This is a genomic window from Pseudomonas sp. WJP1 (assembly GCF_028471945.1).
GTDB lineage: Bacteria > Pseudomonadota > Gammaproteobacteria > Pseudomonadales > Pseudomonadaceae > Aquipseudomonas.
Genome location: NZ_CP110128.1, coordinates 3,768,569 through 3,782,105, shown reverse-complemented (window position 1 = coordinate 3,782,105; position 13,537 = coordinate 3,768,569). Strand labels below are relative to the sequence as shown.

At 62.3% G+C, this 13,537-nt stretch carries 12 protein-coding genes and 1 pseudogene; 11 read left to right on the top strand and 2 right to left on the bottom strand.

All coding sequences use genetic code 11. The features are described 5' to 3' along the window. Positions 1-71 precede the first annotated feature (71 nt). From OH720_RS31905 to OH720_RS16870, 8 genes and pseudogenes are all read left to right on the top strand, one after another. Positions 72-833 (top strand): ATP-binding cassette domain-containing protein, encoded by a 762-nt coding sequence (locus tag OH720_RS31905; protein WP_257230452.1) that lies wholly within the window; start codon positions 72-74, stop codon positions 831-833. Between the two features lie 27 nt (positions 834-860). Continuing rightward, on the top strand, positions 861-1,649 hold the full coding sequence (locus tag OH720_RS16905) for a transporter substrate-binding domain-containing protein (protein WP_272602105.1): 789 nt from the start codon (positions 861-863) through the stop codon (positions 1,647-1,649). A gap of 156 nt (positions 1,650-1,805) precedes the next feature. Then, positions 1,806-2,519 carry an ABC transporter permease gene (locus tag OH720_RS16895; protein ID WP_272602104.1) on the top strand — a complete coding sequence of 238 codons (714 nt, stop codon included), beginning with the start codon at positions 1,806-1,808 and terminating at the stop codon, positions 2,517-2,519. An 18-nt stretch (positions 2,520-2,537) separates the two neighbouring features. Further along, complete coding sequence (locus OH720_RS16890; protein ID WP_272602103.1) at positions 2,538-3,236, top strand: ABC transporter permease subunit; 699 nt, start codon at positions 2,538-2,540, stop codon at positions 3,234-3,236. Further along, positions 3,233-4,206, top strand: a pseudogene (locus tag OH720_RS16885) (DMT family transporter). The gene OH720_RS16890 and the pseudogene OH720_RS16885 overlap by 4 nt, the downstream one beginning before the upstream one ends. A gap of 15 nt (positions 4,207-4,221) precedes the next feature. Continuing rightward, complete coding sequence (locus OH720_RS16880; RefSeq protein ID WP_272602102.1) at positions 4,222-5,238, top strand: succinylglutamate desuccinylase/aspartoacylase domain-containing protein; 1,017 nt, start codon at positions 4,222-4,224, stop codon at positions 5,236-5,238. A gap of 111 nt (positions 5,239-5,349) precedes the next feature. After that, positions 5,350-6,969, top strand: a complete 1,620-nt coding sequence (locus tag OH720_RS16875) for a mechanosensitive ion channel family protein (protein WP_272602101.1) — start codon at positions 5,350-5,352, stop codon at positions 6,967-6,969. Positions 6,970-6,975: 6 nt separating this feature from the next. Beyond that, entirely contained in the window at positions 6,976-8,526 is a 1,551-nt protein-coding gene (locus tag OH720_RS16870) for a sensor domain-containing diguanylate cyclase (protein ID WP_272606467.1), read from the top strand. A gap of 1,116 nt (positions 8,527-9,642) precedes the next feature. Here OH720_RS16870 and OH720_RS16865 read toward each other — a convergent pair. After that, positions 9,643-9,939, bottom strand: a complete 297-nt coding sequence (locus OH720_RS16865; RefSeq protein WP_272602100.1) for a hypothetical protein — start codon at positions 9,937-9,939, stop codon at positions 9,643-9,645. A 203-nt stretch (positions 9,940-10,142) separates the two neighbouring features. Between OH720_RS16865 and OH720_RS16860 the strand changes: the two genes are divergently transcribed. Next, complete coding sequence (locus OH720_RS16860; protein ID WP_272602099.1) at positions 10,143-10,838, top strand: tRNA (adenine(22)-N(1))-methyltransferase; 696 nt, start codon at positions 10,143-10,145, stop codon at positions 10,836-10,838. Here the strand turns inward: OH720_RS16860 and OH720_RS16855 are convergent. Next, on the bottom strand, positions 10,835-11,650 hold the full coding sequence (locus OH720_RS16855) for a helix-turn-helix transcriptional regulator (protein WP_442967320.1): 816 nt from the start codon (positions 11,648-11,650) through the stop codon (positions 10,835-10,837). The two genes, OH720_RS16860 and OH720_RS16855, sit on opposite strands and share 4 nt — an antisense overlap. A 96-nt stretch (positions 11,651-11,746) precedes the next feature. Here OH720_RS16855 and OH720_RS16850 point away from each other — a divergent pair, with 96 nt between their 5' ends. Next, positions 11,747-12,703: a threonine dehydratase gene (locus tag OH720_RS16850; RefSeq protein WP_272602097.1), complete on the top strand. Its 957-nt coding sequence runs from the start codon at positions 11,747-11,749 to the stop codon at positions 12,701-12,703. 140 nt (positions 12,704-12,843) lie between these two features. After that, positions 12,844-13,446 (top strand): hypothetical protein, encoded by a 603-nt coding sequence (locus tag OH720_RS16845; RefSeq protein WP_272602096.1) that lies wholly within the window; start codon positions 12,844-12,846, stop codon positions 13,444-13,446. Positions 13,447-13,537: the final 91 nt, after the last annotated feature.

Genomic DNA, 13,537 nt, shown 5'->3' with positions numbered 1-13,537 from the left:
TTCAAGCACCCAAGCCCGTGATCAGCCGCGCGTCGAGTGCGCCGGTCATCGAACCTGTGACTGCGCGCACCATGATCGAAGTCGATCGCCTGCACAAACGCTTCGGCAACATCGAGGTGCTCAAGGGTGTGTCCCTGACGGCGCGCGAGGGCGAGGTGATCTCGCTGATCGGCGCCAGCGGCTCGGGCAAAAGCACCTTGCTGCGCTGCATCAACATGCTCGAAGTCCCGGACCAGGGGCGCATCCTGGTGGATGGCGAAAGCATTCACCTGAACCACACCCGCCCCGGCGCGCCACTGGTGGCAGACGCCAAACAATTGGTACGCATCCGCTCCAGCCTGGGCATGGTGTTCCAGAACTTCAACCTCTGGCCCCATCGCACGGTGCTGGAAAACCTCATCGAAGCGCCGACCCAGGTCCTGCGTGAAAGCCGGGCGGAGGCGACCGAGCGCGCCGAAGCCTTGCTTGAACGCGTGGGGCTGGCGGCCAAGCGCAACGAGTACCCGGCGTTTCTCTCCGGGGGACAGCAGCAACGGGTGGCCATCGCCCGGGCCCTGGCCATGCGGCCCAAGGTCATGCTGTTCGATGAACCCACCTCGGCACTCGACCCGGAACTGGTCGGGGAAGTGCTGCGGGTGATCCGCTCCCTGGCCGAGGAGGGCCGGACCATGATCCTGGTGACCCATGAAATGGCCTTCGCCCGCGATGTCTCTTCCAAAGTCGCGTTTTTGCATCAAGGGCTGATCGAGGAAACAGGGTCGCCCGACGAAGTGTTCGTACACCCACGCAGCGAGCGTTGCCGGCAATTCGTCAACGCTCATCAAACTCGCTAACGCCACATAAAAAGACGGGAAAACAACATGGCAAATCGACGTTTTGCACACTGGTTGACCGGGGCAGCCTGCGTATTTCTGGCTGGCATGAGCGCGGCCCAAGCCCAGCCGATTCGCTTCGCGGTCGCCGCCGAACCCTATCCGCCGTATACCGAGAAGCAGGCCAACGGCGAATGGAAAGGCTTTGAAGTGGACCTGATCCACAAGCTGTGCAGCGAAATGAAAGCCGAGTGCGAGATCAAGGAAGTGGCGTGGGACGGGATCATTCCGTCGCTACTGGCGAAGAAGATCGACGTGATCTTTTCCTCGATGTCGGTGACCGAAGAGCGGGAAAAACAGATCGCCTTCAGCAAGGCCTATTACGACTCCGTGGTGGCGATCGTCGGGCCGAAGGACGCTGTCGTCAAAAAGTACCCGGACGACCTCAAGGGCAAGACCATCGGCGTGCAGAACTCCACGGTCAGCGCCAGCTACCTGAAGACCTACTACGAAAAAATCGCCGACGTGAAGTACTACGACACCCAGGACTCGGTGAACGCCGACCTGATTGCCGGTCGCCTCGACCTGATGATGGCCGACGGCACCGCCATGGCGGCCTTCGTCAAGACCCCGGATGCCAGCAAAAGCAATCTGGAGTACCTCGGCGCCGTGCCGTATGACCCGATCTTCGGCAAGGGCGTGGGCGCCGGTCTGCGCAAGGACGACACCGAGCTCAAGGCCAAACTCGACAAGGCCATCCAGGAACTGCTGGCGAGCAAGGATTATGACGACCTGTCCCAGAGTTACTTCGGGACCAGCGTGAAGCCGGCGTTCTGATAGCCATATCTGTACACAGATCCCATGTGGGAGCGGGCTTGCTCGCGAAGGCGGAGTGTCAGTCGACATCATCGCTAAATGACATACCGCTTTCGCGAGCAAGCCCGCTCCCACAGGGGCAAGTGGCGCCTTCAAGGTCACTGACTGGAGAGCAAAATGCCAGCAATGTTCGATTTGATCGGTTTCAGCGAGCAAGGGTGGGGCGCGGCGCTGTTCAGGGGACTGTGGATGACCCTGCAGATATCCGCCGGCGCCTTCGTGCTCGGGCTGGCCATCGGCCTGGTGGTGGCCTGCCTCAAGTTGGGCGGACCAAGGCCGATCGCAGCGCTGGCGCGTGGCTACACCACCTTGTTCCGCGCGGTCCCGGAGCTGTTGCTGATCCTGTTGCTGTACTACGTCGGCTCCATGCTGCTCAACGCACTGATGGCAGCGCTGGGATACGGCGCGGTGAACGTCAGCGGACCGTTGGCGGCGATCGTGGTGCTGGGCCTGGTGCAGGGCGCCTACGCCTCGGAGATTTTCCGCGCGGCGATCCAGGCCATCCCCTTTGGCCTGATCGAAGCGGGGAAAGCTTTCGGTCTGCACGGTTTCGGCCTGTTCCGCCGCGTTACGCTGCCGATCATGGCGCCCTATGCGATGGCGGGGATGGCCAACCTGTGGATCAACCTGATCAAGGACAGCGCCCTGATCAGCGTGGTCGGCACCAATGAACTCTTGTACACCGCCAGGCAGGGCGCAGGTTCGACGCGCCATTACCTGTTGTTCTACCTCACGGCGGCGGCGCTGTATTACGCAGTGACGCTGGCGTCCAACTACCTGTCGGGACGGCTCGAGCGACGCATTCGTCGCTGGATGCCTCTTGTTGACTGAACCGGCAAAGAGAATGAAATGATTCCAGCGTGGATAGTTGAATACGCATCGCTATTGGCCCGGGGGCTGCAAACGACAATTGCGATCCTGTTGATTGCCAGTGTGTTCGGTTTTTTCCTGGCGGTGCTGGTGGCGCTGGCGCGGATCTCAAAGAACAGAGTCATCGCCAAGCTCAGCCTGTTTTATACCAGCGTGACCCGCGGCACCCCCTTGCTGATCCAGATCTACATCTTCTATTACGGCCTGGGCAGTCTGTTTGCGCAGTTTCCGCTGATTCGCGGCAGTTTCCTCTGGCCGTACCTGCGAGACGGCTACTGGTACATCGTGTTCGCCCTGGTGGTGTCGGTGGGGGCCTATGTCGGCGAAGTGATACGCGGCGGCCTGCTGGCGGTGCCCAAGGGCGAAATGGAAGCGGCTTCGGCGTTCGGCATGACCCCGCGCCAGGCCCTGATGCGGGTGCGCTTGCCCCGGGCGCTACGCTTGCTGTTGCCGACCCTGGCCGGGGAAACCGTGATGCTGCTCAAATCCACGGCCCTGGCCTCGACCATTGCGGTGATCGATCTGTTGGGCGCGGCCAACGTGGTGCGCGCGCAAACCTTGCAAGTGTATGAGCCGTTGCTGCTGGTGGCGGGTGTATACGTGTGCCTGACGTTCCTGATCGAGGCGCTTTTTGCCTTCGCCGAGCGCCGTGGCACCCCGGTTCGCAGGTCCGCATGATGAACAACACGCCATTGGTTGACCGCTCCCTGCAAGGCATTGGCCTGTGCACCCTGGGCTACGCGTTCCTGTCTTTGCAGGATGCCGGCATCAAGTGGCTGGTGGCCGATTATTCGGTGTTCACCATCCTGTTCTGGCGCGCCCTGGTGGTGGTATCGCCTGTTTGCTGATAGGCCGTTTGCAACTGGTGCGGCGTGCCTGGCGCTCGTCCAGCCGGCGCCTGCTGGTGGTGCGCGGCTTGCTGTCGATCGCGGCCTGGCTGCTGTATTACACGGCAGCCCGCGACCTGACCCTGGCGGAAATGACCACCCTGTATTTCTCGGCACCGATCATGGTCACGGTGCTGGCGACGGCGATTCTCAAGGAGCGCGTCAACGGCTGGCAGTGGTTCACCCTGATCATCGGTTTCATCGGCGTGGTGATCGCCTGTCGCCCCACAGACATGGGCGATCCATTGCCGATTGTCCTGACCCTGCTGGCCGCGATGTGCTGGGCGTTCACCTATATCCAGTTGCGCCAGGTGGATGAGCAGACCTCGGTGCTCGAGCAGATGCTGATCACCAATGTGGTGTTTGCCATTTGCATGGCGCTGGCGTTGCCCTGGACCCACACCCCGGCGCCGGTTCCGGCCTGGCTGGGCATGCTCGGCGCAGGATTGATGGGCGGCATTGGCCAGTTCCTGCTGTTCGCCAGTTTCCAGCGTGCCACCGCGACCGTGCTGGCGCCGTTCGAGTACACCGGGCTGATCTGGGCGTTCCTGCTGTCGAGCCTGATCTGGGGCACGCTGATGGATGTGTCGTTGATGATCGGCGCCGGGTTGATCGCGGTCAGCGGCACCCTGGCGATGATATTCGGCCGGCACCCGTCGCAGGACGTCGTCGGTGCCGAATGCTCGGTGTCGCAGCCCCTTTACCCCGAAGCGGCCGAGAGCAAGCCCGATCGCGGCCAGGCGGGTGTCGTGGATCAATGACAGGAGGACAAGCCGATGGCGCAGGATATTTCGTTCGACGTTCGCAACAACAATGGCGATCCGGTACAGGTCGGTGCCTGGCGCTTCGAAGGCGCCAACGGTGGGCCGAAGGTGCACTTGCAGGCCGGGGTGCATGCCGATGAAATCGCCGGCATGCTGGTGCTGCATCTATTGATGCAGCGCCTTGAAGTCGCCGAGTCCCAGGGCCGGCTCAAAGGCAGCGTGACCGTGGTGCCGCAGGCCAATCCGCTGGGCATCGGCCAGTTTCGACAAGGGCGGATCCTGGGGCGTTTTCACGATGGCAGCGGGCAGAACTTCAACCGTGGCTTCGATCAGTCGGCCTCGATGCAGCAGCCTTCGACCAATGTCCAGGAGTGGCAACAGAAACTGGTGCAACTGGCGGCACCGGCGGATGTGATGCTGGACCTGCACACGGATGATGAAGCGTTGCCCTACCTGTACGTGCACCGCAGTTTCTGGCCCCGTGGCCGTGAACTGGCGGCGGCGCTGCAGATGGACGTGGCGATCATCTGGGATGACGGCGGCGACGGATCGTTCGAGGAAACCATCATCGCGCCGTGGCTGCGCGACGGCACGACCGGGCACCGCATGGCCGCGACCCTGGAGCTGCGCGGGCAGGGTGACGTCAGCGACCCTTTCGCCGAGCAGGATGCCCAGGGGCTTTATGCCTGGCTCTGCGGTTATGGCGTGATCGACGATGAGGTGTCGCACGCTGACTGGCCCGTCGAAGCCGTGGAGATGGGCCACATGGAGACCATTCTCGCCCCGCAGCCCGGAGTGCTGGTCTTCGAGAAGGAACTGGGCGATCTGGTCGAGCAGGGCCAGCGCTTCGCACGCATCCTGCGCCGCCCGGGCGATCCGTCCTCCGAAGTGGTGCTGTACGCCGAGCAGGCCGGGCGCATGGTCACACGCTATCGCGATCGCCTGATCGCCCGGGGCATGGGCGTAGCGAAGTTCACCGGCAGTCGCCTGTCGCGTCACTGGAGCGGCGGGTTGCTGGACCCCAACTGAGTCGACGCCACGGCAATGGCCGATCACTGGCGTTCATGACAACCGCCCGTCGCTGGTCTACGCTGCGATACGTAGCCCTGTCCTGAACCCAGTGACGTAAGGAACCGATGCATGCGGAGCAGGTTGCTCGCCCCATTGATCGTCATTGTCGCGATGTGTTGGTCGGTACTGTTGTGGGCCGAGGACGCCATCCAGCCGCTGGAGGCTCCACCTGCGCCTGCGGAACTGAAAATCGCCAATCGCAGCATCATGGTTTTCCGCGGTGCGGTGCTCGGTGAAGCGCCGCCCATCCGGGTAAAACGTGCAAAAACAGTGATTAACGAAGCCCTGGATGAAGCGGACGATCTGCGCGTCAGCCTCGACTCCATTCAGGGCAGTTATCTGGTGCTGATCGGCGCCAAGCGCGCTTTTATCGTTTCCACCAAGGATGTCGATCCCACCGAGTTCGAATCGGTCAGGCAGGCGGCAGAAAGTGCTGCCGACAATCTGCGCCTGGTGGTGGCCGAAACCCAGGAAGCCCGCAACCTGCGGCTGATACTAAGGTCATTGGTGGTCGCTGCGCTGGCCACCGGCATCTATCTTGCGTTGCTCTGGGGCATGGCGTACCTGCGTCGGCGCTTGCTGAAAAAGCTGCCGGACCTGATGCACCGGCACACTCAGGCGCTGAAAGTCGGGCAGGTGCAGGTGATCGATGCCAACTACCTGTATCCGCTGGTCAGCCGTCTGCTGGGGATACTGCGCTGGCTGGTTGTGCTGCTGCTGACCTACGAATGGCTGGGTTTTGTCCTGTCCCGCTTTCCCTATACCCGGCCTTGGGGCGAAAGCCTCAACAACTACCTGTTGGAAGTCGCCGGTCATTTATTCCAGGGCATAATCGGCGCCATCCCCGGACTGGGCGTGGCACTGGCGATCTTCTTCATTGCCCGGGGCATCACGGTCTTTGCCCGGCGGATCCTGCGGCGCATGGCCACGCCCGGCACCTTCAGCTGGTTGAACCAGGAAACCCTGCAACCGACCCAACGCCTGACGTCACTGGCCATCTGGCTGTTCGCCCTGGCCATGGCCTATCCCTACCTGCCGGGTGCCGGCACCGATGCCTTCAAGGGTTTGTCGGTGCTGATCGGCCTGATGATTTCCCTGGGTGCCACCAGTGTGGTCGGGCAGGCGGCGTCCGGGTTGATCCTGACCTACACCCGTACCTTGCGCCCCGGCGAGTTCGTGCGCATCGGCGAATACGAAGGCACGGTGACTGAACTGGGCATGTTCACCACGCGCATTCGCACCGGCCTTGGGGAAGTGCTGACCCTGCCCAATTCGATGATCACCGCCACCGTCACCAAGAACTATTCGCGCACCGTGCAAGGCCCGGGTTATGTGGTCGACACGGTGGTGACCATCGGCTACGACACGCCGTGGCGCCAGGTCGAAGCCATGCTGCTGGAAGCCGCCAGGCGCACTCCCGGGGTGCTCGCTGAGCCGCCGGCGCAGGTGTTCCAGACAGCCCTGTCGGATTTCTATCCCGAGTATCGCCTGGTGGCCCAGGCCATCCCCAGCCAGCCACGCCCGCGCGCGCTGTTGCTGAGCATGCTGCACGCCAACATTCAGGATGTGTTCAACGAGTACGAGGTGCAGATCATGTCGCCGCACTATCTGGGCGATCCTGAGCATGAGAAGCGGGTGCCCAGGGACAAGTGGTATGCATCTCCGGCGCAGAAAACCGGGCAAACCTGAGTGAAATTGACTAAACGCCACCGTGCCTTTGCCGGTTTCATTATCCTCGCCGTAGGCCTGATGGGCATGTCTGCGCTGTTGCTGCTCAAGTCTGAAACACAGCGCCGGGAAACGCGCTTCTACGAATACGTGCAGAATATTTCCGGCATCGTGCGCAATCAGCTCGATACCAACGAAGCGGTGCTGGCCCGGTTCTCGGCCTTTCTCCAGGCGGTCGACCAGAGCGACACCGAAGCGGCGGCGCGCTATGCCGCCGCGGTGATGGCGGCTTACCCGCATCTGTACATGCTGGAAGCTGCACGCGCGGTGCCCGTGGCCGAGCAGTCGGCCTTCGAAGCTCTGCTGCGCCGTACCTGGCGACCGGACTTCACACTCAAGGACTTTCCCACCCTTACCCGGCAACCGGCCCGGCACCAGGCTTTTCTGCGCGAGACCTGGCCAGTGCTGTTCATGTATCCGGTGCTCACTGAGGCCAATGCGATCTACGGCGTCAGGCTGGAAACCGTCGGCTATCTGTCCCATGCGCTGGCCCGCACCTACAACAATCCCAAGCCGGTGGTATCGCCGGTATTCACGATGTATGAGGGTGGCGACGCGTTCATTCTGATGCAATCGGTCAGCCGGCCTGAACGGATGCGCGAGAGCTCCCGGCCGAATTTCTTCGGCAGCACCATGGTCGCCTTGCTGTTGGTCAGGACGGGGTCGCTGCTTGATGCGGTGATGCATGCGAACCTGGACCCGCGGGTGCACATCCGCGCTGTGCTGCAGACCGCTGCCGGGTCTGAAAGCCATGTATTTGCCACGGGGACCGGGCGGTCCGGTTTCGTCGATCGTTTTTTTCTGCCGCTGCTCGAGGAGCGGGTCGAGATTCGCAGTGCGTCCCAGCCGATGACGCTGCTGTTTGAACGGCAATTGCGTTTTGCAGACGTCTTGAGCGGCCAGACCTTGATGCTTCTGGTGCTGTTGGGCGCGGCGTTCGTCCTGATTCCGTTGTTGCTGATCCGGCATTTCAAGGCGCTGGAGCGGGCAGAAGTCGAGCACCAGCGTTCAACCTATCTGGCCACCCACGATGTGCTCACCGATCTGCCCAACCGCTATCTGTTTGCCGATCGCTTCGAGCAGGCACTGTCCCATTGGCAGCTCGAGCGGGTGCCGTTTGCCGTGCTGTTGATCGACCTGGATCATTTCAAGGACATCAACGACCATTACGGCCACGAGGTTGGCGACCAGGTGCTGCGTGCGCTGGCCAGTCGCATGCTGGGCGCCACGCGTGGGGGAGATACCGTCGCCCGTTACGGGGGCGATGAGTTCGTGGTGCTGGTGACTGACCTCGCCGATCCTGACAACGCCCAGCTCAAGGCTTCGAAGATGCTGGAGGCGATCGGCCAGTTAATCGTGACCAGCGCGGGGGAAATTTCACTTTCGTGCAGTATTGGCATCGCCCTGTGTCCGCTGCATGGGCAGACGCTCGATACCTTGCTCAGGTCTGCTGACCAGGCCATGTATGGGGTCAAGCAGCTGGGGCGAAAGGGTATTGCCATGACCAAGGCCATGTAGGAGCCAGGCTTGCCGGCGAAGGCGTCCTGACAGACGATGATTGTCTTTCAGGTGTACATATCCATTCCTGCGGCAACGGCCACCTAGGGTTTCGCCCTTACGGCGAGTCACTTGGAAAAACGGAACGCCGCCCGGCCCTAAGTAACCAAGGGCTCTTGCCCCTGACGTTCGGTGCCTCGCTAATGCTCGGCATACCCTCGCTCCGGTCCTGCTCCGTGGGCCCGCCGCGATGGGCCATCCTTGGCCCAGCGCGGCTAAACCGGCATCCCTGCCGGTTTACCCACTGCGCAGAACCGGAACGAAGCCTCTCGATGGGGCAAGAAAATCAAAAGCCAGATCAAGATCAAACGCCAAAGCGAGGCGGCCTTAAAGCCGACCTGATCGGGAGCCGTACGCATTCCCCCCTGTAGGAGCCAGCGGTGCGGCGATCCGACTTGCCGGCGAAGAACGATAACGCGGTACAACAGACACACCGCAGCGCCTGCTTCGCCGGCAAGTCGGATCGCCGCACCGCTGGCTCCTACAGGGGATTGGTGTATCGGCAAAGATCAGGTCGGCTTTAAGGCCGCCTCGCTTTTGATTTTGATCTGGGTGCCCCGTCAACCACGCTGGCCGAACGCAGGCATTGCGCAGTGGGGAAACCGGCAGGACGCCGGTTTAGCCGCGCTGGGCCAGGGATGGCCCATCGCGGCGACCCACGGAGCAATGCCGGAGTGAGGGCATGCCGAGCCTAGGCGAGGCACCGAGTGGTGGGGCAAAGCCTTTTGCTTACTTTTTGGTGTTTGAAAAAGTGAGTCGCTGTAAAAGCGAAACCATAGGTGGCCGTTACCGCAGCAACGGATATGTACGCAGAAAAAATCTCCCACAACAAGCTTCGACCCGGCATGGATCAACGTTGGTAGAGGCCCCGATGGAGGTCGTCACAGGTTGACGGACAGGCTCAGGGCGTGAGGGGGCAAGAAAATCAAAAGCCAGATCAAGATCAAACGCGCAAGCGAGGCGGCCTACCGGCCGGCCTGATCGGGGGGGGGGCGCATTTCCCCGTAGGAGCGAGGCTTGCCCGCGATGGTCGTCAACGATAACGCGGGAAACCTGACCCACCTCGCTGCCGCCCGATCACCTGCACTCCGACAACACCACCTGGCAGGTACTGGGCGTACCCCCCGAACGGCCGGCATAACGGATGCAGTTATTCAGCGATTTCTGCCGCGCGATGCTCAAGGTGGAGCCAAAGGCCAAACCGCCTTCGCCGGCGGTGGGCAGCGCTTTGGCATAGCAGCTTGAGCCTGAGCTCGAGGCCGAGTAGCGAGCCGTGGCGGTCTTGCCTGCACAGCCCGCTGTCAGCACCAGGTTGATGGCGAGTAGGGAAGGCAGGACCCATGACGAGCAGTGGCGCACTGTGATTGCGGTCATCCCGTTTCCCCTGGCTCAAGCGGTTGGCAACCGATGGTGTGCCTGATCAGTCTAGTCGGCCCGGGGCCTGGGTGAGCGTGCTGCCGATCAACAGTCATGGCGCCCTTGTCGCATAAATTTGAAATGCACGGCGTTACTCGACAGAATCGCCCCCCCGATTGGGCCAAAAAGTGCCGCAGGGTCGGGGTGAAAAGGGGTTGCAGTTGAACGAACAGACATTGTCCATGCGCCTGGAGCGCGTGGCGGCGCAGGTGCCAGCCGGTGCGCGCCTGGCCGATATCGGCTCGGATCACGGCTACCTGCCGGTGGCGTTGATGCGCCGTGGCGCGATCAGCGCGGCGGTGGCCGGTGAGGTGGCGTTGACGCCGTTTCGCGCGGCTGAACGCACCGTGCGTGAGAGCGGCCAAGACCTGGCGATCACGGTACGCCTGGCCAATGGCCTGGCGGCGATCGAACCGGAAGACCGGATCACGGCGATCAGCCTCTGTGGCATGGGTGGCGAGACCATTCGCGACATCCTCGACAGCGGCAAGGCCCGCCTGAGCGGTCAGGAGCGCCTGATCCTGCAGCCCAACGGCGGTGAACAGCCCCTGCGCCAATGGTTGATGGACAATGGCTACCGAATCCTGTGTGAGGAAGTGCTGCGGGAAAATCGCTTTTATTACGAAATCATCATCGCCGAGCACGTCGGCTCGGTGGAGTACTCCGCCCAGGAGCTGTACTTCGGCCCACTGCAGATGCAGGCCCGCAGCCCGGCGTTCCTGGCCAAGTGGCAGCGAATGCTGCGCCTCAAGCACAAGACCCTGAGCCATTTCGCCCGGGCTCGGCAGGCCGTTCCCGAGGAGAAGGTGCAGGAGATTGCCCGCCAGGCCCGGTGGATCACCGAGTTGCTGGCTTAACCCCGGCCACCACGCAACTGCGCCGGACTCACGCCAAGACGCTGCCTGAAGGTGGTCGTCATGTGCGCCTGGGAGTTGAAACCGCAGGCGTGGGCGATGTCCGCCAGCCGCGCTGTCGAATCGCGCATCAGGGCACGGGCCTTGGCGAGGCGTCGGTCGATCAGGTAACTGTGCGGGCTTTGCCCCGTCGCGTGCTTGAATGCACGCAGGAAATAGCCTTCGGACAACCCGAGCAACTGCGCCATCGCCTGTACACCCAGCGGGCCGTCGAGGCCGGCGTCGATGAATTCATCGAGCAAGCTCATGCGGCTGGCGGTTATCGAGCCTTGCAGCGGTGCCGACAACCCTTCGTTCCCCGTGGCTCGTTCGGCCAACGCGAGAGCCCAGGCCTCCCAATCATCCGTCACGCACGCCTGCAACAGCGCGCCGCGCATTCGCAGGGCGAGGGCGGTCGCCTGGGGATCGATGTGGTTGTTGAAGGCGCGATTCCCGGATAGCAACTTACCGTCGGTGCGCATCAGCCGCAGGTATTCACCGCCCTTGGGCGATTCGGACAACACGTCACACCCTGCGGGCACGAACGCCAGGCCGTTGGGCACGGCAATGAAGGGTTGTACCCGATCGCTGCCGATGGCGTGCACGCCGCGCTGGCTGTCGAAGGCAAAGCCGATCGCCGCCTGGCTCGCGACATATCGGGTCGCGTAGGCGCTGCCGGGTAGCAGCTCGATCGCCCACGGACCGGCCTCGACACGGCGCACCGGTTCAGGCGGGAATGGTGGATGCAGGTGGTTGGGACGGTTCATGAACAGCATAGTAGTCAAGAAGGGGCGCAAAAGTCAGGTTGGTTTTTTGAAAGCCGGCCAATGGTCTGCGTGTCTAGACTGGGCCAAACCCCTGGGAGCCTCCTCATGTACACACTGACTCGCGACGATATCGAACAAGCCGCTCGCCTGGTTTACCAGGTGATGCCTGCCACCGCGCAGTACCCTTGGCCCTTGCTGGCTGAGCGCCTGGGTTGCGCGGTGTGGGTCAAGCACGAAAACCACACACCCACCGGTGCGTTCAAGGTGCGTGGCGGCATTACCTTCATGCACTGGCTCAAGCGCATGCACCCGGACGTGCAGGGCATTGTCACCGCCACCCGCGGCAACCACGGTCAGAGCCTGGCGCTGGCGGCCAGCGCGCTGGGCTTGCGGTCGCTGATTGTCGTACCGCAAGGCAACTCGCTGGAAAAGAACAATGCCATGCGCGGCTTCGGCGGTGAAGTGGTCGAACATGGCCGCGATTTCGATGAAGCCCGCGAGGAGGCGGCACGCCTGGCGCAGGCCCACGACCTCTATCTGGTTCCGCCGTTCCACACCGAACTGGTCAAGGGCGTGGCCACCTATGCCCTCGAACTGTTCAAGGCGGCGCCGGACCTGGATACCGTCTACGTGCCGATTGGCTGTGGCTCGGGGATTTGCGCGGTCATCGCCGCCCGCGACGCGCTGGGCCTGAAAACCCAAGTGGTGGGCGTGGTATCCACTGAGGCTGCAGCGGCGAAATTATCCTTTGAAGCGGGTGTTATATGTGAGACCCCCTCGGCCAATACCTTTGCCGACGGCCTGGCCGTGCGCAAGCCGATTGCCGAGGCCTTTGCTGTCTACGCGGCGGGTGCCGAGCGGATCGTGTCGGTCAGTGAGGCGCAGATTGCTGAGGCCATGTGCGTGTATTACACCGATACCCACAACCTCGCCGAAGGGGCAGGCGCGGCGGCCCTGGCAGCGCTCATCCTGGAGCGTGAAGCAATGCGGGGCAAAAAAGTGGGAGTGATTCTGTCCGGTGGCAATGTCGACAGATCGGTGTATGCGCGCGTGATTGGGTGACGGGTTTGACCCTCAGTCAGAAACCGGCACACTCGACTATCATGAAATCAACCCCAATGGGCAGTGGGCATGGCTGGCCAACATGGCCGGCGCGCCTATACCCGCGCCATTGTCGATGAACTTCAAGGCATTGGCCGCCCATGAACCTCAAAGAGTTGATCTGGCCCCGGTTGCAAACGCTCAACCAGCAAGAGCTTTCGCAGCAAGAGGCCGGACATGAGCAAGACAACACCAGTATCAGGGCGGCCAACTGGGACGTTGACACCGATGCGGCGCTCGAAGAAGCGCGACGCCTCGATGATGCCGACTCGGATCGCCGAAAAGCCGCAGACGGCAAGGCCAGCCTCTATCTGGCAGCCGTCACGGTGCTTGCACCGGTCTTAGCCGCTTTACTTGCGGGCATCTGGAGCGACCCATCAACGGTCGGCTACAGCACTGTCGTGCTGGCAATCTTCTTTCTGGGCACCTTGTATCTGTTCCGGGCGGGCCTCTGGGCATTCGAAACGCTCAAGGTCTCAACCTCAAGCCGGGTCGACGCCAGTGACCTGGCCAGCCTGTGGTGCAAGACCGACCCCAAGCCCGAGCTGGTGGAAAAGCTGTTGCTTGCCGTGAGGTACAACCACACCGGGACCCAGCGCAAGATGTCCTGCATAAAGATGACCCACGCCTTTCTGCTCCGGGCATTCCTGTCCTTTATCCTGTTACTGATCGTCCAGGTCGCCTGGCACCTGTTTGTCAGCTGATTGCACTGGGGATTACCAAGATCCGTTGTATCTATTAGTTAGATGAGCGGATGCGTTGGCTCCCAGTCATGGCGCTGAGGCAGGAGCTGAA